Raw genomic sequence first — 20,847 nt, forward strand, 5'->3', positions numbered from 1 at the left:
CGCCCGTTTCCCTGGGGCCCGGGGCCCGAACCGTCTCAGCCGAGCGTGGCAGGCAGCGTCCTGACCAGGTGGTCGAGGTCGGGCGCGGCCCGCAGCGCCCGCAGGATCGCCGGGTGCGGGGCCTCGAACAGGACCGGGTGGTCCCTCTCGCCGAACTGCGGCTCGGGGGCGAAGGCCAGCTGCTCACGGTCGAGCGAGAAGTGGGCGTCCACCCCCGGCTTGTTGCCGCGCGCGTCCTGCCGGTCCCAGCGCTCGCGGCCCGGCAGCCGGATCGCGACCAGCCCGTGGACGACGTCGAACTCCTGGTAGCAGAGCGCGGCGGGGATCGACTCCGCCCGCAGCAGCGCCGCCAGGGCGTGGGACTTGGCGTAGCAGATGCCGGTGCGCCGCCCGATCACGTCGGAGGCGCGCCAGGTGACCCGCTGGTCCCCCGTGTCGCACGAGTGCGGTATCTCGTCGCGGACGAACGCGTAGGCGGCTTTCGCGTATGCGTATGCACCGCCCTCCGCGGTACGGAGACGCGCCGCCGTCTCCCGTACCAGCGGGTGGTCATGATCGATGGCCTCATCGGCCGCCAGATAGGCGGAGAGATCAGGGTTGCGCTGGATCAGCTGCATACCCGTCACTCTAGGGAACGCGGAGCCGGTCATCCACTGAATATCCGGATTGCTACATACCTATGCGGCGAGTTCTTCCTTCAGGGCGTACAGGAAGCGGTCCACGTCGTCCTCCGTGGTGTCGAAGGAGCACATCCAGCGGACGTCCCCGGCCTGCTCGTCCCAGAAGTAGAAGCGGAAGCGCTTCTGGAGCCGTACGCCCACGTCGTGCGGGAGGCGCGCGAACACCGCGTTGGCCTGGACGGGGTAGAGGATCTCGACCCCGCCCAGCGCGCGCACGCCCTCGGCGAGCCGCCGGGCCATGGCGTTGCTGTGGCGGGCGCTGCGCAGCCAGAGGTCGCCCGCGAGCAGGGCCTCCAGCTGGACCGAGACGAACCGCATCTTGGACGACAGCTGCATGGACAGCTTGCGCAGCCGCTTCATGGCCCGTACGGCGTCGGGGTCGAGGACGACGACGGCCTCGCCGAAGAGCATGCCGTTCTTCGTCCCGCCGAAGGAGAGGACGTCGACGCCCGCGGCGTTGGTGAAGGTGCGCATCGGGACGTCCAGCGCGGCGGCGGCGTTGGCTATCCGGGCGCCGTCGAGGTGGACCTTCATGCCGAGACCGTGGGCGTGGGCGCAGAGGGCCCGGATCTCCTCGGAGGTGTAGAGCGTGCCCAGCTCGGTGCTCTGGGTGATCGACACGACCTGGGGCATGGCGCGGTGCTCGTCGTCGAAGCCGAAGGCCTGCCGGTCGATGAGCTCCGGCGTCAGTTTGCCGTCCGGGGTCGGTACGGTCAGCAGCTTGAGGCCGCCCATCCGCTCGGGGGCGCCGCCCTCGTCGGTGTTGATGTGGGCGGACTCTGCGCAGATGACCGCGCCCCAGCGCTCGGTCATCGCCTGGAGCGCCACGACGTTGGCGCCGGTGCCGTTGAAGACGGGGAACGCCTCCGCCGACGCGCCGAAGTGGCTGTGCATGACCTGCTGGAGGTGGCCGGTGTAGTCGTCCTCGCCGTAGGAGACCTGGTGGCCGCCGTTGGCGAGGGCGAGCGCGGCGAGGATCTCCGGGTGCGCGCCGGCGTAGTTGTCGCTGGCGAAGCCGCGCACCTGGGGATCGTGGTGGCGGCGGGCGTCCGTACCGCCGGCCGGCGCGGGGGAGTCCGGCCGGCCTGACTTCACGACTCGGGGGTCAGCCACAGGCGCTTTCCGTTCACATCCTGGGCGGGCCTGTCCCAGACACCGGCGATGGCCTCGGCCAGGTCGGTGACGTCGGTGAAGCCCGCGAACTTCGCATTCGGGCGCTCGGCGCGCATGGCGTCGTGCACCAGTGCCTTGATGACCAGGATGGCAGCCGCCGAACGCGGCCCTTCGTCGCCCCCCGCCTTGCGGAAGGCGTCGGCCAGCGCCAGGGTCCACGCCTCGGCGGCGGCCTTGGAGGCGGCGTACGCGGCGTTGCCCGCGGTGGGCTTGGACGCGCCGGCGGCGCTGATGAGCAGGTAGCGGCCGCGGTCGCTGCGCAGGAGTCCGTCGTGGAAGGCGAGGGAGGTGTGCTGGACGGTACGGATTAGCAGCTTCTCCAGCACGTCCCAGTCGGCCAGGTCGGTCCCGGCGAAGGTGGCGCTGCCGCGCCAGCCGCCGACCAGGTGGACCAGGCCGTCGATCCGGCCGAACTCCTTCTCGGTCTTCTCGGCCCACACGCGGGTGGCGTCGAGGTCGAGCAGGTCGACGGTGTCACCGGTGACCGTGGCCCCGCCGTGCGCGTACCGGGCGGCGTCGACCGCCTCGGCGAGGCGCGCGGCGTCCGCGTCCGAGCCGACGACGGTCGCGCCGGCCTCGGCCAGCCTCAGCAGGGCGGCGCGGCCCGCCGGGCCCGCGGCCCCGGCCACGGCGATCACGGCGCCGTCCAGCCTGCCGCTTCCCTCGATCCACCAGCTCGCGTTGGGCTCGCCGTTCTCGTCCATGACCGTCGCCTCGTCCATGACCGTCGCCTCCGGCTCGCGGGTGGTCACGCGGCCACTCGCTCGGTGCTCGTCGCGGTGATCCCCTTGGTGGAGGCGATCACGTTCTTCAGTTTCTTGGACAGCGCCTCGTAGAACATGCTGAGCGGGAATTCGTCCGGCAGCACGTCGTCCACCAGTTTACGGGGCGGCTGGGTCAGGTCGAGGGCGTCGGGGCCCTTGGCCCACCGGGATCCGGGGTGCGGGGCCAGGTAGGCGGAGACGAGGTCGTACGCGGCGAACCAGTGGACCAGCTTGGGGCGGTCGATGCCCGCCCGGTACAGGTCCTCGATCTCCGCGCAGAGCCGCTTGGTGACCTCGGGGGCGCGCTCCCAGTCGATGCGCAGGGTGTTGTCCGTCCAGCGCACCACGTCGTGCTGGTGCAGGTAGGCGAAGAGCAGCTGGCCGCCGAGGCCGTCGTAGTTGCGCTCGCGCGCTCCCGTGACGGGGAAGCGGAACATCCGGTCGAAGAGGATCGCGTACTGCACGTCACGGCCCTGCGGGAAGCCGTCGGCCTCCAGCTGGACGGCCTCGCGGAACGCGGTGAGGTCGCAGCGCAGCTCTTCGAGGCCGTACATCCAGAACGGCTGGCGCTGCTTGATCATGAAGGGGTCGAAGGGCAGGTCGCCGTGGCTGTGGGTGCGGTCGTGGATCATGTCCCAGAGCACGAAGGCCTGCTGGCAGCGCTCCTGGTCGGCGACCATCTCCCGGATGTCGTCGGGCAGTTCGACGCCGAGGACGCCGACGGCCGCGTCGGTGACCCGGCGGAAGCGGGCGGCCTCGCGGTCGCAGAAGATGCCGCCCCAGCTGAAACGCTCGGGGGCCTCGCGCACGGCGATGGTCTCGGGGAAGAACACGGCCGAGTTCGTGTCGTACCCGGCGGTGAAGTCCTCGAAGGTGATGCCGCAGAACAGCGGGTTGTCGTAGCGCGTGCGCTCCAGCTCGGCCAGCCAGTCGGGCCAGACCATGCGCAGCACGACCGCCTCGAAGTTGCGGTCCGGATTCCCGTTCTGCGTGTACATGGGGAAGACCGCGAGGTGCTGGAGGCCGTCCACACGGTCGGCGGCGGGCCGGAAGGCGAGGAGCGAGTCCAGGAAGTCCGGTACGGCGAAGTCGGCGGCGGCCCATCCGCGCAGGTCCGCGACGAGGGCGGTGTGGTACGCGGCGTCGTGCGGGAGGAGCGGGGCGAGCTGCTCGACGGCGGCGATCATCCGGTCGACCGCGGCTCCGGCCTCGGTACGCGTCGGCGCGTACTCCGCGCCGAAGTCCACGGAGCCGTCCTTGGACTGCCAGGGGCGGATCTCCTCGACGGCGCTCTTGAGCTCCGGCCAGGCCGGGTGAGCGGTCACCGGGGCATCGCCGAATATGCGGCGCCCAGCGGGGTCCTGCTCAAGAATTTCCGTCATGTCACTTCCTCCACAGGAGAATCTTGCGTCAAGACAGCGTATATGTGCGAAGTTCTCCTATACAAGGCAACCAAGGGAAATTATCCTGCCCTCCCCCCATGGTCGCCGCAGTTTTTCCTGCCCGCCACTGGCGCGGCACGGGCCGGCCCTCTGCCGGTCCCGCGGCCACTAGGCTGCCGCCGTGCCGCGTGAGCGCCGCGCGCCGCGCGGCGGGGCCGTCGACGGGAGCGAGACGACCGTGAATTTCCAGATCATCGGCCACCGCGGGGTGATGGGGGTCGAGCCGGAGAACACCCTGCGCTCCTTCCTGCATGCCGAGAAGGCCGGCATGGACGCCCTCGAACTCGACCTGCACCTGAGCAAGGACGGCGCCCTGGTCGTCATGCACGACACGGATGTGGACCGTACGACCGACGGCACCGGCGCGATCGCCGGGCACACCCTCGCCGAGCTGCGCGAGCTGGACGCCGGGGACGGGGAGCGGGTTCCCGTCTTCGAGGAGGTCCTGGACGCCGTGGGGTCCCCGCTCCAGGCGGAGATCAAGGACGCGGCGGCGGCGCGGGCGCTCGCCGGGGTGATGCGCCGGCGGGACCTGGCCGGGCGGGTCGAGGTGTCGTCGTTCCACGACGAGGCGGTCGCCGAGATCGCCGCCCTCGTACCGGACGTACGGACCGTGCTGATCGCCAGCCGCTGGGGCGCGGACGTGGTCGACCGGGCGAAGGCGGTGGGCGCGGCCACGCTGGCCCTGAACCTCCGCCGGCTCACGCTGGAGACCGTCGAGCGCGCGCACGCCGAGGGCATCCGGGTGATCGGCTGGGTGGTCAACACGCAGGAGCAGTTGCGGCTCGCGCGGGCGTTCCGACTGGCAGGTGTCACCACGGACTTCCCGGAGATCCGGCGCATGGGGCGTACATCCGCCTGAATCAGGTGCGTGGTGATTGAACCGAAACCGCCGGCGGCCCGTACCCCTGACGGCGGCCCCCACTTCCGAACCGGGTCCGCCGTGCCCTCAGCGGGCCTCGCACGGAAGGATCCCCGGGTTGCCTCTCTTCACGCACTCCCGTCAGCGGCCGGACACCCCCACGACCACCACCGGTGACGGCCCGTCAGCACCGGACGGCACCGGCGGCGGCGACGGCGGCCGGTGGTTCCGGCGCCCGGCCGTGGCGCGGGTCCTCACCGTCCTGTCCGCCCTGCTGGTGCTCACCGCCCTGCTGCTGCCCGACAACCTCGACCGCCTCACCCCCGGCGCGTTCGGCCGCATACCGGTGGAAGGCGTCCTCGGTGCGGTCGTCCTCGTCGTCCTGCCGCCGAGGCCCCGGCGGGTGGCGGCGGTTCTGTTCGGGTTCGGCCTCGGGCTGCTGACCCTCCTCACCTTCCTGGACATGGGCTTCTACTCGAACTTCGACCGGCCGTTCGACATCCGGCTCGACTGGGTCCTGTTCGACGACGGCGAGGCGTTCGTCCGGGACTCGGTCGGCGGGGCCGCCGCGATCGGTGCCGTGATCGGGGTGGTCGTGCTCGTGGTGGCCGTACTCGTCCTGATGACGCTGGCGGTCGTCCGGCTGAGCGGCCTGCTGGCACGGCACCGCAGCGTGACACTCCGTACCACCGCCGTGTTCGGTACCGCCTGGATCGCCTGCGCGGCCCTCGGCGCGCAGATCGCCGGCGCGCCCGTCGCCGCCAGGAACACCGCCGCCCTGGTCGACCATCACGCGCGGCTGGTCGGCGAGAGCTGGCGGGACGAGCGGGAGCTGTCCCGGGCCGCCGCCGTCGACCACTTCGCGGACACCCCGCCCGACCAGCTCCTTCCCGCGCTGCGCGGCAAGGACGTCATCTTCGCGTTCATCGAGAGCTACGGACGCAACGCCCTGGAAGAGCCGCAGACGTCGGCGGAGGTCGGGGCCATGCTGACGAAGGGGACGGAGAAGCTGCGCGCGGCCGGGTTCTCCTCCCGCAGCGCCTTCCTCACCTCACCGACGTACGGCGGCGGCAGCTGGCTCGCCCACTCCACCTTCAACACGGGTCTGTGGATCAAGAACCAGCAGGGGTACGACTCCATCACCACCAGCGACCGGATGTCCCTCACCAGCGCCTTCAAGCGCACCGACGCCTGGCGGACGGTCGGCATCATGCCGGGGGTGACCCAGTCCTGGCCCGAGGGGAAGTTCTACGGCCTCGACCACGTCTACGACTCCGACCACCTCGGCTACCAGGGGCCCAAGTTCGGCTGGTCGCCCATCCCCGACCAGTACAGCCTGTCGGCCTTCGAGAAGCTGGAGCACGGCAGGAAGGACCGCGAGCCGCTGATGGCGGAGATCATCCTCGTCTCCAGCCACAACCCGTGGGCGCCGCTGCCGAAGACCATCGGCTGGGACCAGGTCGGGGACGGCTCGGTGTACGAGGGGATCAAGGCGGAGGGCAAGACGCGCGCCGAGGTGTGGAAGGACCCCAAGCGGGTGCGCGCCGAGTACGCGCACTCCGTCGAGTACTCGGTGGGCAACCTCGTCGACTACGTCGTCAAGTACGGCGACAAGAACACCGTGCTCGTCTTCCTCGGCGACCACCAGCCCGTCCCGGCGGTCACGCACAACGCCTTCGGCCGGGACGTGCCGATCGCGCTGGTCGCCCACGACCCGAAGGTGCTCGACCGGATCTCGGGCTGGGGCTGGCAGGACGGGATCGAGCCCGGGCCCGACGCGCCGGTCTGGCGGATGGACCAGTTCCGCGACCGGTTCCTGACCGCGTACGGCTCGACGCCGACCCCCTGAGGGTCGTGCGGACGCTGGGCGTGCTGCGGGCGCGCGCTCAGCCGAGCGTCTTGACCAGCAGCTCGAACTCCAGGTCGTCGCGCTGCGGGATGCCGAAGCGGTCGTCGCCGTACGGGAACGGTGTCCTCTTTCCCGTACGGCGGTAGCCGCGCCGCTCGTACCAGGCGATCAGCTCCTCGCGCACCGAGATGACCGTCATCTGCATCTCGGTCACCCCCCAGGTCTCCCGGGCCACCCGCTCGGCGTCGGACATGACCCGCTTGCCGAGGCCGCCGCCCTGGGCGGTGGGCCGGACCGCGAACATCCCGAAGTAGGCGACCTCGCCCCGGTGTTCGAGCTGGCAGCAGGCGACCGTCTCGCCGTCCCGTTCGAAGACCAGCAGCCGGCCGGCGGTCGACCCGATCACCGCGAGCACCGCCTGCGGGTCCGTGCGCCGCCCGTGGAGGATGTCCGCCTCGGTGGTCCACCCGGCCCGGCTGCTGTCGCCCCGGTACGCCGACTCTATGAGGGCGACGAGGGTCTCCGTGTCGGACGGCGTGGCGTCCCGGTGGGTGAGGAGTGCGGTGTCGGGTGCGGTGTCCATGGGCTGGTGCTCCGTATCTGCGCTGCGGGTCGAACGTCCGCAGCCTAACGCGGCCGTTCCCCGCCCCTGGAGGCACGGGGAACGGCCGCGCGCTCACTCCCCGGCCACCGGCGCGAAGTGCGCCGTCACCGCGAGGTCGGCGGTCACGTCGAGGGTGACCTCGGCGCCGCCGGGTACCTCCTCGCCGTTCACGGTCCACCGGACGAACCGCTGTCCGGCCGCCGGCACCGCCGTGGCGGTCACCCGGCTGCCCTTCTCGTAGCGGCCCGGCTCGGACTCGTTGCCCCCGAGCCGTACGGTCCCGGCCCCGGCGGGCTCGGCGGTCGCGGTCACCGCCTGCTGGACCATGTTGATGGCCATGACGTTGTAGAGCTTCGCCTTTCCGCTGCTGGTGGCGCCGTTGTAGCGCATGACGTTGACCGCGGTGACGTCCTCGCCGTCCGCCTTCACCGTGAAGCCGTCGGCGCCGAGGTTGTCGGTGCCCAGGTTGAAGGCCCGTACGTCACCGGACGAGACGACCAGACCGTGGTGGAAGCCGTAGGCGAAGGCGTTGAACACCGTCAGACGGGTGGCCCCGTCGACCGTCACGATCTGCGCCCGCAGCCGCATCGGATCGTCGATGACCTGCGGGAAGATGTTGCTCTCCAGCACCCAGTTCGGCAGCGCGAACCCGACGCGCCCGACGGCGTTGCCGTTGTTCAGCACGCCCTCGATCCGGCCCCGGTCGCTCTTCCCCACGCTGATCGCCCGGTTGAAGACCGCGCCCGCCAGCTTGCGCACGGTGAAGCGGTCGTTGCGGTGGGCGGCCATGTCGACACCGTTCCACGCGTTGGGCAGGCCGAGGTCGATCGCGTACGTGCCGGTCCCGGCGCCGCGTACGGCGTACGGGTAGGGCACGGGGCTGCCGTCCTCGCCGGGCACGGTCGCGGCGGGGTTGTTCTCCGGGTACAGGACGCGCAGTCCGCGCACGCCCGCGTTCGTCCCGCCGAGGGTGACCAGGGCGGTGGCGGTGTCGGGGCTCGGGGTGTTCCTGCCCTCGTACGCCATCAGGACCGTGCCGCCGCTCGCGCCGTTCAGATCGCGGTTCGGTACGGCGGAGGCCCCGCGCAGCTCGACCCCGGCGGGGACGCGGAGGTGGCTGTCGATCCGGTACCACCCGGCGGGCAGGTAGACCGTGCCGCCGCCGTCCCGGCCCGCCTGGTCCAGGGCCCGCTGGATCCGGGCGGTGGCGTCGCGCACGGGCGGGATCCCGTGGCCGACGGGCGCGGCGAAGGGGGCCTTCGTCACGTCGTACAGGGCCGCGCGGGCGGGCTTGGGCAGCGCGGTCTGTTCGTAGCGCGGGACGGCGCCCGCCATCCTGTGGACGATGCCGGAGACCTCGCCGGTCACGTCGGTGTCGGTCAGCTTCACATAGGCCTGGGCCTTGTTCCGTACGGCCGCCTCGCTGCCCTCCAGGGTGCTCGCCGCGAACGACAGCCCCCAGCGGGAGTCGAAGCTCTCCGCCTCCACGGCGACGTCCGTGCGGCGGATGTCGGCCTGGAGGAAGGTGCCGGTGAACGAGGCCCGCTGGCCCGGCACGATGTGGATGCCGGTCCGGTAGTCGGCCGCCCTGATCTTGTAGAACTGGTCCCACTCCAGGTCACCGAGGACGAAGCCGGTGCCGTGGGCGCGGGTCCAGGCGTCGAGCGCGGCGCGCTTCGGCGGGTGGTACGCGGCCGGGGCCTTCGCCCAGTAGCCGTTGTCGAGGGTGATGTTCTCCCACGTGCCGACGTCGGCGCCGTTGTAGGCGCGGAAGCCCTCGGAGAGGACCGTGCCCTTGATGTTCCGCAGGGTGGTCGACTCGTGGACCTGTCCGGCGCTCGGTGCGAGGCCCTGGTCGTTGGGCATCGTGCTGACGCCCACGCCCCGGTACGAGTTGAGCATGGTCACGTCGGCGACGGTGGCCATCATGTAGTTCTCGTTGCCGATCCACGCGTCGCCGGGGATCTCGAAGGTGGAGTTGTACGGGACGGGGTCGGCCGCGTTCTGCCGGGGGTAGTAGGTGGTGACGCCCATGACCCCGGCGCTGCCGCCGATCCGGAAGAGGACGGGCCCCTCCGCGCCGGGCCGGAAGTCCGCCGAGACGACCGTGCCGTAACTCCCCCGGCCCACATCGGGATCGCGCCGGTCGCCGCGCAGCGTGCAGAAGGAGTGGACCTCGACGGACGTGGTGACGCGGTACGTCCCCGACGGCAGCCAGACCGTGCCGCCGCCCGCGTCGTAGCAGTCGTACAGCGCCTGCTGGATCGCCTTGGTGGAATCCTTGACGCCCTTCGGGTCGGCGCCGTAGTCGCGGGCGTCGAAGTCGGCGACGACCGGTGACTCGACGGGGTGGACGGTTTTGACGAGACGGGGTTCGGGGCGGACGGTGCGCTGCTTCCTGACCTCCAGCTCACCGACCGTGACGCTCTTCGAACCGGCGGAGTAGCCGGTCACGTTCAGCCGGACGTAGCGGATGCTCACCGGCTCGAAGGCGGTACGGATGGTCTTGCCGCCGATGGCCCCGTTGTGGCCGACGGTGGTGAAGTCCTTGCCGTCCCGGGACACACGCACGGTGTAGTCGGGCGAGAAGGCCGAACCCCAGGCGATCTTCACCTCGTTGACCGTGAGGGCCTTGCCGAGGTCGGCCTGGAGCCATTCACCCGCGCCGTCCTCGCCGCTCGTCCAGCCGTTGCCCGCGTCGCCGTCGGTCACCGCCTGCGGCGAACCCGCCGAGGTGCTGCTCGCGGTGACCTTCGCCGTACGGGCGAGGTTGGTGGTCAGCGCCGAGCCGCGGAAGGTGCGCAGCGCGGTGTCGAGGGTCAGCAGCGCGGCCTTGAGCTGGGCCTCGGTGGTGTCCTGGCCGTCGGCGGTCCGCCGGGCGGCGGCGATCGCGGCGGCCAGGGTGTCCTTGGCGCCGGCCGGGAACTGGCCGTCCCTGGTGCCCTCGCGGGCGGCCGTGTGGACCCGCCGCGCCTCGGAGATGAGGAGTTCCAGGCCCTCGGTGGGCTTGAGTTCGGCCGGGATGACGGTGATCCGGACGGCGGCGACCGTCAGTTCCACGGCCGAATCGGCGGTGTGGATGCGGAAGTCGGAGCCGTTGGAGCGGTTGGTCATCAGGGCGTCGTCGAGCGTGAACGTGTGGGTCTTCCAGGTCTTGGTGTCGCCGTACGTGAAGACCTCGGAGGACTTGAACATGTCGGGGATGGTGTCGCCCGGTGAGTCGTAGTGCAGGGCGAGACTTCCGCTGCCCTCGTCGAAGTAGTCGACGCTGACGAGGACGGTGTCGGTGGTGTGGTAGAGGAACGTGTCGGCGACGTTCATGTAGAAGAAGTTGAGGCCGGGGGCGGGCGCGGACCGGTTCGTCCGCCAGTAGCCGCGCCCGTCCCGCTCGCCGGTGACCAGGCCGGTCGAGGCGTCACCCGCGCGCGGGCTGACGCCGTCGGACCGTACGGCGGTGCCCAGCGCGACGGACGCGCCGGGGGTGCCGACGCGGACGGCGGCGACGGTGATGTCCCGGGCGCTGTCCCCGTCCGAGCCGCTGAGGCGCAGCGGCCCGGCCTCCGCGTCGGCGGCGGTGACGTCGAAGGTGCTGGTCCGCCAGGTGCCGGTGCCGGTGAAGGCGGTGCGGGCGGGGGTGCCGCCGCCGGCCGGGCGCAGTTCCAGGGCGCCCGTGCCGGTGTCGCGGTAGGTGACGCTGAAGACGGCGGTCGGGGAGGTGAGCCGCGCGAGGTAGTCGGCGGCGAGGGCGAAGTCCAGGTGGCCGGTGCCGGCCGCGTGGTCGGTCTGCCAGTAGGTCCTGCCGTCCGCCTCGCCGGTGACCAGGCCCGCCGGGTCGTCGCCCGCGGTGGGGGTGACGCCGAGGGTCTTCGGGGTGGGTCCGAGGTCGGCACCGACACCGTGCGGGTACATGTCGGGGCCGGCGGCGCGGGGTGCGGCGGTCGCGGCGGTGGGCGCGATCAGCGCGATGACCAGGAGCAGTAAGAGCGGGAGCGTCCGGGGAGATCTGCGCCGGACGGTTCTGTCGCGGGCGGCTCTCTGACGGAACATGACGACCTCCGGGGTCAGGGGCGTGCGCGGCGTCAGGCGGGGCGTTGGGCCACGTACTGCTGGACCCAGTACTGGGTCCGCTCGATGTACGCCGTCTCGGCGGCGGCCCCGGTCTTGCCGTACGCCCCGTTGTACGTCTGGTACGGGAGGACGGACGGCGGGGTGGCGCTGGCGGGCTCGATCTGGCTGCCCTCGTGCCACTCGTTGAACGAGGTGATGCTGACCCACGTCGGCGGCCGGCCGGTGGCGCCGCTGGTCAGGGTGTGCTGCCACACCCGGTCGTACGTCGTGCCGTTGGCGCGCCCGACGGTCGGCGTGGTGTTGCCGGGCACGGCGCGGTCGTCGATGTACCCGGGGCCGAAGGACGGCGACCAGACGAGGCCGTTCGCCGTGCAGAAGCGGTCGACGCCGCTCCAGTTGGGCAGCGAGGCGGCGGCGATGCCGTCGTACGTGTACATCCCGCCGAAGTGGGCGGCCTTGGACGTGTCGGTGGTCTGGGTGAGCACGATGCCGAGGCTCTTGACCGCCTCGATCGCCGTCCAGTCGGGGATGTTGAGGCTCTGGAAGACGTAGAAGGCGTTGCGGTTGCCGTGGGCGGCGTCCCGGTAGTACGCGGGGTGGCCGCCGTACGTGTTGACGAGGTAGCGGACGTCGTCCGCGACGGAGGCGGCGGTGCGGCCTCCGTACGGTTCGATGTGCCAGGCGACCTTGAGCCCCGCCGCGGCGGCGGCGTCCAGGACGACCCGGGACAGCGACTCCTCGTAACTGCCGCGCCCCCACCAGCTGGTGACGAGCACACCGGTGCCGGCGGCGCGCATCCACCGCATGTGCTGGTCGACGGCTCCGGCGCGGTCCCCGGAGTCGTACGCCCCGAGCTTCGGGTAGAAGTCGGAGGACACGGCGTTCGGCGGGGTGAGGTTGCCCTGCTGCCAGTGGCGCCAGGAGCCGTACACCTTCGGGGAGCCGTACCACGGGTAGTAGAAGATGTGGACGTTGGTGCTGAGCGCGGCGGCGGCGGCCGTCACGGACCCGGCGGCCCCTGCGGTGGGGGCGCCGAGGACGGTGGCTCCGGCCGCCGCGGCGGCGCCGGCCAGGAAGGTCCTGCGGGTGGGGGAAAGCCTGCGACGTGGGGTGGCAGACATCAGGTGTCTCCTCTGGGGATGGTCTCTCCGGTGGGGGAAGCAGGACCGGCGCGCCAGCCGAACCGGGGGACGTACCCCAGCAGCCGGGCGCAGGCCGTGCTGTCGAACAGCGAGGTGTACTCGTCCAGTTCGGCGAGGACGGGCACACCGGGGTGGTACTCCTGCATCAGCGCCGCCGTCGTCAGTGGGGATGACGTGTCGGGTGCGGCGACGTTGAGAATGTGGCAGCCGCGCAGCTCGGCGTGGAGCGCGCGGCGGATCGCGGCGGCCGCGTCCCGGGTGTCCAGCCAGCCCCAGAGGTCCATCCGGTGGGCGGCGGGGTCCTCCCGTACGGCGGCGAGCTGGCGGGTGAGGCGTTCGCCGGTGCCGGTGAAGGGGAAGCGCATGCAGACGATGTCGGTGCCGTACCGCCGGTGGGTGGCGCGGGCCGTCTCCTCCAGCACGATCTTCGAGAGGCCGTACGGGTCCTGGACGAGGACGGGGTGTTCCTCGTCGAGCGGCACGTAGCGGGGCGACTGCGGCACCGGGGACCAGGCGAGGCCGACGGCGGAGAGGCTGGAGGCGGCCACCACGCGGCGGATCCCGGCGCGGCCCGCTTCGTCCAGCACGCGGTGCGCGGTGAGGCAGTTGGTGGCGAACAGGGCGCCGTCGTCGTCGCTGTTGGGGTGCGGGATCGCGCCGAGGTGGACCACCGCCTCGGCGCCGTCCATGGCCTTGCGCACCAGGTCGCGGTCCTGGAGGTCGCCGGTGTGGACACACGCGACGCGGGGGTCCTCGACGGGGACGAGGTCGACGGCGGTGATCTCGTTGCCCCGGACGAGGAGTTCGTCCAGCACGTACCGCCCGATGTGGCCGGCGGCTCCGGTGACCAGGACACGCATCAGCCCTTCACCGCCCCGACCAGTCCGTTGACGAAGTACCGCTGGAGGCTGAGGAAGAGGATGATCACCGGGATGACCACGATGAGGGCGCCGGCCATCAGGTTGTTGTAGTGCGGCACGTTCTCCGCCGAGAGTGTCTGGAGCCCGAGGGGCAGGGTGTACGTGGACGGGTCGTTCAGCGAGACCCGGGTGAGCAGGAACTCGTTCCAGGTCGGGATCGCCGTCAGCAGCCCGACGGTGATCAACGCCGGTCTGGCCAGGGGCAGATAGACGCTGGCGAAGATGCGCAGCTCGCTCGCGCCGTCGACCCGCGCGGAGTCGCGCAGTTCGAGCGGGACGGCCAGGAAGGCGCCGGTCATCAGCAGGATCGACAGCGGGGCACCGCCGTTGACGAACGGCAGTACCAGCCCGAAGTGGGTGCCGAGGATGCCCATCTTGTTCTCCAGCAGCACGATCGGCAGCATCACCGTGATGCCGGGCACGAACAGCAGGGAGACGAAGAGCTTCTGGAGCAGGCTGCGGCCGGGGAAGCGCAGGACGGCGAAGGCGTAGCCGGCCGCCGCGTAGACCACCAGGGTCAGCACCACGGTGTAGAGCGTGACCAGCAGGCTGTTCAGGAAGAAGTCGAAGAAGTGCAGTTTGTTCCAGGTGTCGACGAGCGTGTCGAACGTCGGGTTCTGCGGGATGAGATGGCCGCCGCGTACGACCTCGATCTGGTCCTTGAAGGCCGCGGACACCATCCACAGGAATGGGTAGACGCTGACGAGGCCGTAGAGCGCCAGCAGAACGCCGACCACCAGGCGGGCGATCCGCCTGCGGGTGCGGGCCCGGCTGTCGTCGGAGGCGCCCGGCCGGGCCTTGACGGATATCGAGGTCATGTCTTGCTCCGCAGCGCTCGCAGGTTGATCAGGGCGAGGACCAGGGCGGCGGCGAACAGGATCCAGCCGAGCGCGCTGGCGAGCCCCAGGGTGGGCGCCAGGTTCTTGAGGAACGCGAGGCGGTACGCCTCCAGGCCCAGCACGTTGGTGTGGTCCCCCGGGCCGCCGTTCGTCATCACCAGGAAGGTCTGGAAGCCCTGGAGGGACTCCCGCAGGTTGAGCAGCATGACGATGGCCGTGATCGGCCGGACGAGCGGCCAGATGACGGAGGCGTTGGTGCGCCACCAGCCGGCGCCGTCCAGCTCCGCGGCCTCCAGCACGCTGCGGTCGATGCCCTGGAGCCCGGTCAGGTAGAGCAGCATCGCGACCGGCACATGGCCCCACACCGTGACCGCGACCATGGTCGGCATGGCGGTGGACGGGTTGCCGAGCCAGCCCTGCGGCTGGCTGAGGGAGCCCAGGCCGACGCTGTCCAGCAGGTAGTTGATCGCGCCGTCCGGCTGGAGGATGTACTGCCAGGCGAAGAAGACCGCGACACCACTGGTGACGTACGGCAGGAAGTACACCGAGCGCAGGACGGACTGGAGCCGGCTGACCCGGTTGAGCAGGACGGCCAGCGGAAAGGACACCGCGACGGTCAGGGCGGGCGAGGCGATCATCACCCAGAGGGTGTTGAGGGCCGCGTGCCGCACGCGGGGCGCGTAGACGGGGCTGCGCCAGAGCAGGTCGGCGTAGTTGTCGAGGCCGACCCAGGTCCAGTTCGGGGTGAAGCCGTTCCAGGTGGCGAAGCTGAGCGCGAAACCGTACCCCACGGTGTACAGGCCCATGACGCAGAAGAGGATCACGGCGGGGCCGACGAACAGGTACCCAGTCAGGGTCTCGTACGAGCGCGGGCGCCGGCTCTTCCCGGTCCCGCCCGTGCCGGGGGCGCCGGCGGGGGGCCGGGGGCTCTCGCCGCCGGTCCCCGCCGTCCCCGGCACGGTCTGTCGGGGAGCTGTGGTCACTGCCGCGCCGCCGCCCAGTAGGAGGCGTTGAGCTCACGGAGCTTCTTGGCGGTCGCCTCCACGGACTGCTGCTTGAGCGGGGTGAGGTCGGCGAGGATCGCGCCGGCGTCGTCCTGCTCGTAGCCCGGGGCGCGGAACTCGTTGCCGCGGCTGGGGTCGTACGTGGTGCGGGGGGTGCCCTTGAAGCTGTCGACCAGCGCGGAGAGGGTGGGGCCGAGGACCGTGGCGGCGCCGGCGCCCAGCTCGGTGGCCGGGACGTCGGAGGCGTCCTTCGCGAACTGCGCGGCGACCTTCTGCTGGGAGAGGAACTCCATCCACTTCTTGGCGTTGTCGGGCTGCTTGCTCGTCGCGGTGAGGCTGAGGCCGGTGAGGGCGAGCGGGCCGAGCGCGCGGTGCGGGATGGCGCCGTTCTTCGGGGAGGGCAGCCCGAAGGCGATCACGTCGTCCGGCTTCATGCCGTTCTGCTGGAGGAAGGCGAGGGTGAAGGTGCCGCCGACGTCGAAGGCCGCCTTGCCCTGGGCGAAGGCCTGGTCGGCCTCGTCGATGGTGAGGCTCTGGGCGCCCGGCATCCAGTACGGCGTCAGCTCGTTGTACATCCGGAGGACCTTGAGGCCGTTGGGCGAGGCGAAGTCGGCGTTCTTGTTCTCGCCGAACAGGCTCTCGTAGCCGGACTGGCCGAGCTGGCTGAACGCGAGCGGCTGGAGCACCCAGTTCAGCCCGGTGGACTGGACCTTGAGGCCGAGGGCGAGGCCGCCGGTGGCGGGGTTCTTGTCCTTGGTCACCCGGAGCGCGTCGAGGAAGCCCTCCCAGTCGTCGGGGGCCTTGTTGATGCCCACGTCGGCCAGGATCTTCTTGTTGGCGTAGACGATGCCGAAGGTGCCGACGGTGAGGGGGACGCTGAAGCGCTGGCCCTCCTTGATGCCGTGGTCCTTGGCGGTGCCCGGCTGCGAGTCCTTGAAGCGCTGGGCGGTGACCAGTCCCGACTGCTGCACGGACTGCTGGATGCGCCCGGCCCAGTCGCCCTTGAAGTCACCGCTGAGGTCGGAGAGGATCCCGGCCGCCCCGAGGACGCGGTCCTCTCCGTCGGAGTGCACTTCGAGCACGTCCGGCAGGTCCCCGGTCTTCGCCGCGCTCTGCACCTTGGTGGTGTACGCGTCGTCGGGGGTGTAGGCCTCGACCTTGACGGTGATGCCCGTCTGCTTCTTGAACTCGGCGGCCGCGGTGCGCAGGGCGCCGACGTGGGACTGCTTGAAGGTCCACATCTCCAGTGAGTTCGCGTCACTGCCCGAACCGGAGGAGCCGCTACAGGCGGACAGGCCGGTGAGTGAGAGGGCGGCGGCCGCGGCGACCACCGCGAGCCGGACATTCCGCGTGAAAGGTATGCGCATGGCCCCTACCTAAGAATCAACCGTTCAGAAGGCCGAATGGCGTTGGAGTGACTGAATTTATGGTCGTAGTGATATAGCGTCAAGACGCACGTCAGGATTCGTGCTGACCGGATCGCCGAGGGGCGCCGGTGCGGGAAGCGGAGGTTCCGTGGAATCGGTGGCAGCAGCAGCGCGCGGGCGCAGGCCCGAAGAGGTCAAGTCCGCCGCTCGGGTGCTTGAGGTGCTCGAACTACTCGGCGCGGAGGGCGCCCGGCTCTCGCTGGCCGAGATGGCCGGTGCGATGGCCGTGCCCAAGAGCAGCCTGCACGCGATCCTGCGCACGATGGAGGCACGCCGCTGGGTGGACCTGGACGCGTCGGGGACCCGGTACAGCCTGGGCCTCAAGGCCCTGCTGACGGGGACCGCCTATCTGGAGGGCGACGACGTGGCGAGCCTCGCGGGACCGGTGCTCGACGCCCTCGCGGAGGAGACCGGAGAGTCCGTACACCTGGGCAGGCTGGACGGGACGGACGTCGTCTACCTGGCCAAACGCGAGTCGCGGCACGCGCTGCGGATGTATTCGGCGGTGGGGCGCCGGCTGCCGGCGCACGCCACCGCGCTGGGCAAGGCGATGCTCTCCCAGTACGAGGCGTCGGAGGTGCAGATGCGGCTCAACTGGCCGCTGGAGCGGCTGACCCCGGACACCGTCACCGACCCGGACGAGCTGCTGGGACAGCTGGCGGAGGCGCGGCTGCGGGGGTGGGCGATGGACGACGGCGAGAACTCGCCGGACATCCGGTGCGTGGCGGTGGCGCTCGGCACCGCCCAGGGGGGCGGCGACGCGATCAGCTGCTCCGCGCCCAAGAGCCGGATGGACGACGCCCGCGCGGAGGAGGTGGCCAGGGCCGTGACGGAGGCCGCGCACTCGCTGCGCACCCTCCTCAAACGGCTCGGTCAGCACTGAAGACGCGCCCGACGCCATTTGGTAGAGTCGTTGACAAATAGATTGACAAACGAATCCAGGGCTCCGTACGTTCGGATGGCGGTACACCATCCTGCTATCTGTACGCTGGAGTTCGCATGGCTCAGCCTGATGCCCGCTCCGAGATCCTCGCTCCGGCCCCCTGGGTCGAGGAACGCGGCGCCAAGATCCGCATCACGGCCGTACGCACGTTCCTGACGGCCCCGCACGGCTGTCCCCATCTCGTCGTCCGCGTCGAGACCAACGAACCGGGGCTGTACGGCCTGGGGTGTGCGAGCGACCCGCAGCGCACCCTCGCCGTGCGATCCGTCCTGGACGACTATCTGGCCCCGATGCTCACCGGCCGCGACCCCGACGACATCGACGACCTCCACCGCCTGCTGCTCAACAGCGCCTACTGGCGCGGCGGTTCCCTCACCGGGAACGCGCTGGGCGGCATCGACGTCGCCCTCTGGGACCTCAAGGCCAAACGGCTCGGGGCCCCGCTGTACTCGCTGTTCGGCGGCCGGGTCCGGGCGTTCGCCGAGGCCTACACCCATGTCGACGGCGCCGACGCCGCCGAGATCGCGGACCTGGTCACGGCCGCCCGCGAGCGCGGCTACCGCCATGTCCGGATCCAGGCGGCTGTCCCCGGCTCCGACACGTACGGCACGAAGGCGGGCGGCGCCGCCGACCCCCGGGCGCTGCGCACCCGTTCGGTGCCGTGGGACTCCGCCGCGTACGTACGGTTCGTGCCCGGCGTCCTCACCGGGGTGCGGGAGCGCGTCGGGGACGGGGTCGAGCTGCTGCACGACGTGCACGAGCGGCTCGACCCGCGCCAGGCCAGGGACTTCCTGCGGCGCGTCGAGGACGCGGGGCTGTACTTCGTGGAGGATCTGCTGGCCCCGGAGGACGCGTCCCACTTCGCGGGGCTGCGCGCCACCTCCTCCGTACCGCTCGCGATGGGTGAACTGTTCAGCGACGTCGGGCAGTTCCTGCCGCTGCTGGAGGGGCCCGCCATCGACTTCGCCCGGATCCGCGTCCCCACCCTCGGCGGGCTCACCCCGGCCAGGAAGCTGGCGGCCTACTGCGAACTGCGGGGCGTACGGCTCGCTCCGCACGGCCCCGCCGACGTGAGCCCGGTGGCCCAGGCCGCCACCCTGGCGCTGGACATCAGCAGCCACGCCTTCGGCGTCCAGGAGGCGGCGGTCTTCAAGCCCCCGGTCCACGAGGTGTTCCCGGGCACGATCACCGCGCGGGACGGCGGCCTCGTACCGTACGAGACACCCGGTCACGGCGTCGACTTCGACGAGGCCGCCGCGCGCCGGTACCCGGTGCCCGAGCCCCTGGTGCACGACCGCTGGGCCCTGCTGCGCAACACCGACGGGAGTGTGCAACGACCGTGACACACGAGGCATCCGACGCCAGGCGGGCCCTGGTGGTCCGGGGCGGCTGGGAGGGGCACGACCCCGTGACGATCACGGACCTCTTCCTGCCCTTCCTGCGGCAGCGCGGGTTCGACGTGACGGTCTCCGAGTCCCTGGACGTCTACGCCGACGCCGAACTCCTCGCCGCCACCGACCTGGTGGTGCAGTGCTGGACGATGGGGAGCCTGACGCGCGAGCAGAGCGCGGGGCTGGTCACAGCGGTGCGCGCCGGGACGGGGCTGGCGGGCTGGCACGGCGGGATCGTGGACTCCTTCCGCGGCGACGTCGGCTACACCCTGCTGACGGGCGGTCAGTTCCTCATGCACCCGCCCGGGTTCTCCGACCACACCGTCACCCTCGCCGGGGACCGCGCGGACCATCCGGTCATCGCCGGACTCGGCGACTTCCGGGTCCACACGGAGAAGTACTGGCTGGCCACCGACCCGGACGTCGACGTCCTGGCGACCACCGTCTTCGAAGCGGCGGAGGACCGGCCGCGCGCCGTCACCATGCCCGCCGTCTGGACCAGGACCGCCGGCGCCGGGCGGGTGTTCGTCTCCACGATCGGCCACAAGGCGGACGACTTCGACGTACCCGAGGTACGCGCACTCACCGAGAGGGGTCTGCTGTGGGCGAGCCGCTGAGGATCGGCATGGTCGGCGCGGGCAAGATCAGCGGGGCCTATCTGGACACCCTGGAGCGGCTGGAGAACGTCCGGCTCACCGCCGTGACCGACCTCGACGCGAGCCGCGCCCGGGCCGCGGCCGCGCGGGTGCCGGGCGCGGAGGTGGCGGGTTCGGTCGCGGAGCTGGTCGTACGGTCCGACGTGGACGCGGTGCTGAACCTGACCGTCCCCGCGGTGCACGCCGAGGTGGCGCGGGTCGCGCTCGCCGTCGGCAAACACGTGTACGGCGAGAAGCCGCTCACCGCCACCCGCGAGGAGGCCGACGCGCTGCTCGCCTCGGCGGAGGCCGACGGGCTGCGGATCGGCTGCGCGCCGGACACCGTCCTCGGCACGGGCGTCCAGACCGCGCGCAGGGCGGTGGACGACGGGCTGATCGGCCGGCCGGTCGCCGCGACCGCCTTCATGACCACGGCGGGGCACGAACGGTGGCACCCCGACCCGGAGTTCTACTACCGGCCGGGCGGCGGCCCGCTGCTCGACATGGGGCCGTACTACCTCACGGCCCTCGTGCACCTGCTCGGTCCTGTCGTACGGGTCACCGGCGCGGCGTCCCGGCCGCGCGCCGAGCGGGAGATCGGGAGCGGGCCCCGGGCGGGCGAGCGGTTCGCGGTGGAGGTGGACACCCATGTCACCGGGGTCCTGGAGCACGCGGGCGGCGCGCTCACCACCCTCGTCATGAGCTTCGACGTCCACGCCGCGCGGCTGCCGCGCATCGAGGTGCACGGCACGGAGGGCTCCCTCTCCGTCCCCGACCCCAACGGTTTCGACGGAGACGTCGACCTGCATCCCGCGAACGGCGCGTGGCGGACGCTCCCGGTGTCGGCGGGCCGGGTCGGGGCGGGGCGCGGGGAGGGGCTGTCCGACCTGGCGGACGCCATCGCCGCGGGCCGGCCGCACCGGGCGTCGGCCGAGGTGGCCCGCCATGTCCTGGACGTGATGCTGACACTGCTCGACTCCGCCCGGGAGGGCTCCGCGCTCCCGGTGGAATCGACCTGCGCGCGGCCCGATCCCGTGGCGTTGCACCCGTAGCGGGGGCTCGTATTCCCTGTAAATGTCCGGCCATTCGTCAGGCCACTTAATT

At 71.4% G+C, this 20,847-nt stretch carries 17 protein-coding genes; 6 read left to right on the forward strand and 11 right to left on the reverse strand.

Annotation, left to right across the window (positions count from 1 at the left end; all coding sequences use genetic code 11):
- Window positions 1-35: 35 nt before the first annotated feature.
- The 4 genes from ACIODU_RS18565 to ACIODU_RS18580 are packed head-to-tail and all read right to left on the reverse strand — an operon-like array spanning window position 36 to window position 3,999.
- Entirely contained in the window at window positions 36-617 is a 582-nt protein-coding gene (locus ACIODU_RS18565; RefSeq protein WP_356423187.1) for a transglutaminase family protein, read from the reverse strand.
- A 60-nt stretch (window positions 618-677) separates the two neighbouring features.
- Entirely contained in the window at window positions 678-1,793 is a 1,116-nt protein-coding gene (locus ACIODU_RS18570; RefSeq protein WP_356423189.1) for a low specificity L-threonine aldolase, read from the reverse strand.
- Window positions 1,772-2,557, reverse strand: a complete 786-nt coding sequence (locus ACIODU_RS18575) for an SDR family NAD(P)-dependent oxidoreductase (RefSeq protein WP_356423281.1) — start codon at window positions 2,555-2,557, stop codon at window positions 1,772-1,774. Before ACIODU_RS18575 ends, ACIODU_RS18570 begins: the two co-directional genes overlap by 22 nt.
- A gap of 44 nt (window positions 2,558-2,601) precedes the next feature.
- Window positions 2,602-3,999, reverse strand: coding sequence for a DUF6421 family protein (locus tag ACIODU_RS18580; protein ID WP_401768688.1), 1,398 nt, complete (start codon window positions 3,997-3,999; stop codon window positions 2,602-2,604).
- A 271-nt stretch (window positions 4,000-4,270) separates the two neighbouring features.
- On the opposite strand from ACIODU_RS18580, the gene ACIODU_RS18585 reads away from it, so the two are divergent.
- Together ACIODU_RS18585 and ACIODU_RS18590 are read left to right on the forward strand one after the other, a co-directional pair.
- The gene (locus tag ACIODU_RS18585) at window positions 4,271-4,921 is read left to right on the forward strand and encodes a glycerophosphodiester phosphodiesterase (RefSeq protein ID WP_401768748.1); all 651 of its coding nucleotides are present in this window, start codon (window positions 4,271-4,273) and stop codon (window positions 4,919-4,921) included.
- Window positions 4,922-5,039: 118 nt separating this feature from the next.
- Window positions 5,040-6,770 carry a sulfatase gene (locus tag ACIODU_RS18590; protein WP_401768690.1) on the forward strand — a complete coding sequence of 577 codons (1,731 nt, stop codon included), beginning with the start codon at window positions 5,040-5,042 and terminating at the stop codon, window positions 6,768-6,770.
- Window positions 6,771-6,807: 37 nt separating this feature from the next.
- Here the strand turns inward: ACIODU_RS18590 and ACIODU_RS18595 are convergent, their stop codons facing one another.
- From ACIODU_RS18595 to ACIODU_RS18625, 7 genes are all read right to left on the reverse strand, one after another.
- A complete protein-coding gene (locus ACIODU_RS18595; protein ID WP_401768693.1) occupies window positions 6,808-7,353 on the reverse strand; it encodes a GNAT family N-acetyltransferase in 546 nt (181 codons plus the stop codon).
- Between the two features lie 93 nt (window positions 7,354-7,446).
- Window positions 7,447-11,421: a glycosyl hydrolase family 28-related protein gene (locus ACIODU_RS18600; RefSeq protein ID WP_401768696.1), complete on the reverse strand. Its 3,975-nt coding sequence runs from the start codon at window positions 11,419-11,421 to the stop codon at window positions 7,447-7,449.
- 32 nt (window positions 11,422-11,453) lie between these two features.
- Entirely contained in the window at window positions 11,454-12,563 is a 1,110-nt protein-coding gene (locus ACIODU_RS18605; protein ID WP_356423202.1) for a glycoside hydrolase family 99 protein, read from the reverse strand.
- Complete coding sequence (locus ACIODU_RS18610) at window positions 12,563-13,444, reverse strand: NAD(P)-dependent oxidoreductase (protein WP_356423205.1); 882 nt, start codon at window positions 13,442-13,444, stop codon at window positions 12,563-12,565. The genes ACIODU_RS18605 and ACIODU_RS18610 overlap by 1 nt, the downstream gene beginning before the upstream one ends.
- Complete coding sequence (locus tag ACIODU_RS18615; RefSeq protein WP_401768699.1) at window positions 13,444-14,322, reverse strand: carbohydrate ABC transporter permease; 879 nt, start codon at window positions 14,320-14,322, stop codon at window positions 13,444-13,446. Before ACIODU_RS18615 ends, ACIODU_RS18610 begins: the two co-directional genes overlap by 1 nt.
- Window positions 14,319-15,326 carry a carbohydrate ABC transporter permease gene (locus ACIODU_RS18620; RefSeq protein WP_401768701.1) on the reverse strand — a complete coding sequence of 336 codons (1,008 nt, stop codon included), beginning with the start codon at window positions 15,324-15,326 and terminating at the stop codon, window positions 14,319-14,321. The genes ACIODU_RS18615 and ACIODU_RS18620 overlap by 4 nt, the downstream gene beginning before the upstream one ends.
- Window positions 15,323-16,714 carry an ABC transporter substrate-binding protein gene (locus tag ACIODU_RS18625; RefSeq protein ID WP_401768703.1) on the reverse strand — a complete coding sequence of 464 codons (1,392 nt, stop codon included), beginning with the start codon at window positions 16,712-16,714 and terminating at the stop codon, window positions 15,323-15,325. The genes ACIODU_RS18620 and ACIODU_RS18625 overlap by 4 nt, the downstream gene beginning before the upstream one ends.
- Before the next feature lie 157 nt (window positions 16,715-16,871).
- Between ACIODU_RS18625 and ACIODU_RS18630 the strand changes: the two genes are divergently transcribed.
- The 4 genes from ACIODU_RS18630 (at window position 16,872) to ACIODU_RS18645 (ending at window position 20,795) form a co-directional block, all read left to right on the forward strand.
- Window positions 16,872-17,657 carry an IclR family transcriptional regulator gene (locus tag ACIODU_RS18630; RefSeq protein ID WP_345943782.1) on the forward strand — a complete coding sequence of 262 codons (786 nt, stop codon included), beginning with the start codon at window positions 16,872-16,874 and terminating at the stop codon, window positions 17,655-17,657.
- Between the two features lie 116 nt (window positions 17,658-17,773).
- A complete protein-coding gene (locus tag ACIODU_RS18635; RefSeq protein ID WP_401768705.1) occupies window positions 17,774-19,060 on the forward strand; it encodes an enolase C-terminal domain-like protein in 1,287 nt (428 codons plus the stop codon).
- The gene (locus ACIODU_RS18640) at window positions 19,057-19,725 is read left to right on the forward strand and encodes a ThuA domain-containing protein (protein WP_401768707.1); all 669 of its coding nucleotides are present in this window, start codon (window positions 19,057-19,059) and stop codon (window positions 19,723-19,725) included. The genes ACIODU_RS18635 and ACIODU_RS18640 overlap by 4 nt, the downstream gene beginning before the upstream one ends.
- Window positions 19,710-20,795, forward strand: a complete 1,086-nt coding sequence (locus tag ACIODU_RS18645; protein ID WP_401768708.1) for a Gfo/Idh/MocA family protein — start codon at window positions 19,710-19,712, stop codon at window positions 20,793-20,795. Before ACIODU_RS18640 ends, ACIODU_RS18645 begins: the two co-directional genes overlap by 16 nt.
- Window positions 20,796-20,847 lie beyond the last annotated feature (52 nt).

This window comes from Streptomyces sp. NPDC088261, from assembly GCF_044740805.1.
In the GTDB taxonomy this organism is placed as follows: Bacteria; Actinomycetota; Actinomycetes; order Streptomycetales; family Streptomycetaceae; genus Streptomyces.

Bases quoted from the DNA above. Each gene is read 5' to 3' on its own strand.
- ACIODU_RS18635 (WP_401768705.1), top strand. From the start codon at position 17,774: ATGGCTCAGCCTGATGCCCGCTCCGAGATCCTCGCTCCGGCCCCCTGG.
- ACIODU_RS18585 (WP_401768748.1), top strand. From the start codon at position 4,271: ATGGGGGTCGAGCCGGAGAACACCCTGCGCTCCTTCCTGCATGCCGAG.
- ACIODU_RS18595 (WP_401768693.1), bottom strand. From the start codon at position 7,353: ATGGACACCGCACCCGACACCGCACTCCTCACCCACCGGGACGCCACG.
- ACIODU_RS18605 (WP_356423202.1), bottom strand. From the start codon at position 12,563: ATGTCTGCCACCCCACGTCGCAGGCTTTCCCCCACCCGCAGGACCTTC.
- ACIODU_RS18610 (WP_356423205.1), bottom strand. From the start codon at position 13,444: ATGCGTGTCCTGGTCACCGGAGCCGCCGGCCACATCGGGCGGTACGTG.
- ACIODU_RS18615 (WP_401768699.1), bottom strand. From the start codon at position 14,322: ATGACCTCGATATCCGTCAAGGCCCGGCCGGGCGCCTCCGACGACAGC.
- ACIODU_RS18575 (WP_356423281.1), bottom strand. From the start codon at position 2,557: ATGGACGAGAACGGCGAGCCCAACGCGAGCTGGTGGATCGAGGGAAGC.
- ACIODU_RS18625 (WP_401768703.1), bottom strand. From the start codon at position 16,714: ATGCGCATACCTTTCACGCGGAATGTCCGGCTCGCGGTGGTCGCCGCG.
- ACIODU_RS18565 (WP_356423187.1), bottom strand. From the start codon at position 617: ATGCAGCTGATCCAGCGCAACCCTGATCTCTCCGCCTATCTGGCGGCC.
- ACIODU_RS18600 (WP_401768696.1), bottom strand. From the start codon at position 11,421: ATGTTCCGTCAGAGAGCCGCCCGCGACAGAACCGTCCGGCGCAGATCT.
- ACIODU_RS18580 (WP_401768688.1), bottom strand. From the start codon at position 3,999: ATGACGGAAATTCTTGAGCAGGACCCCGCTGGGCGCCGCATATTCGGC.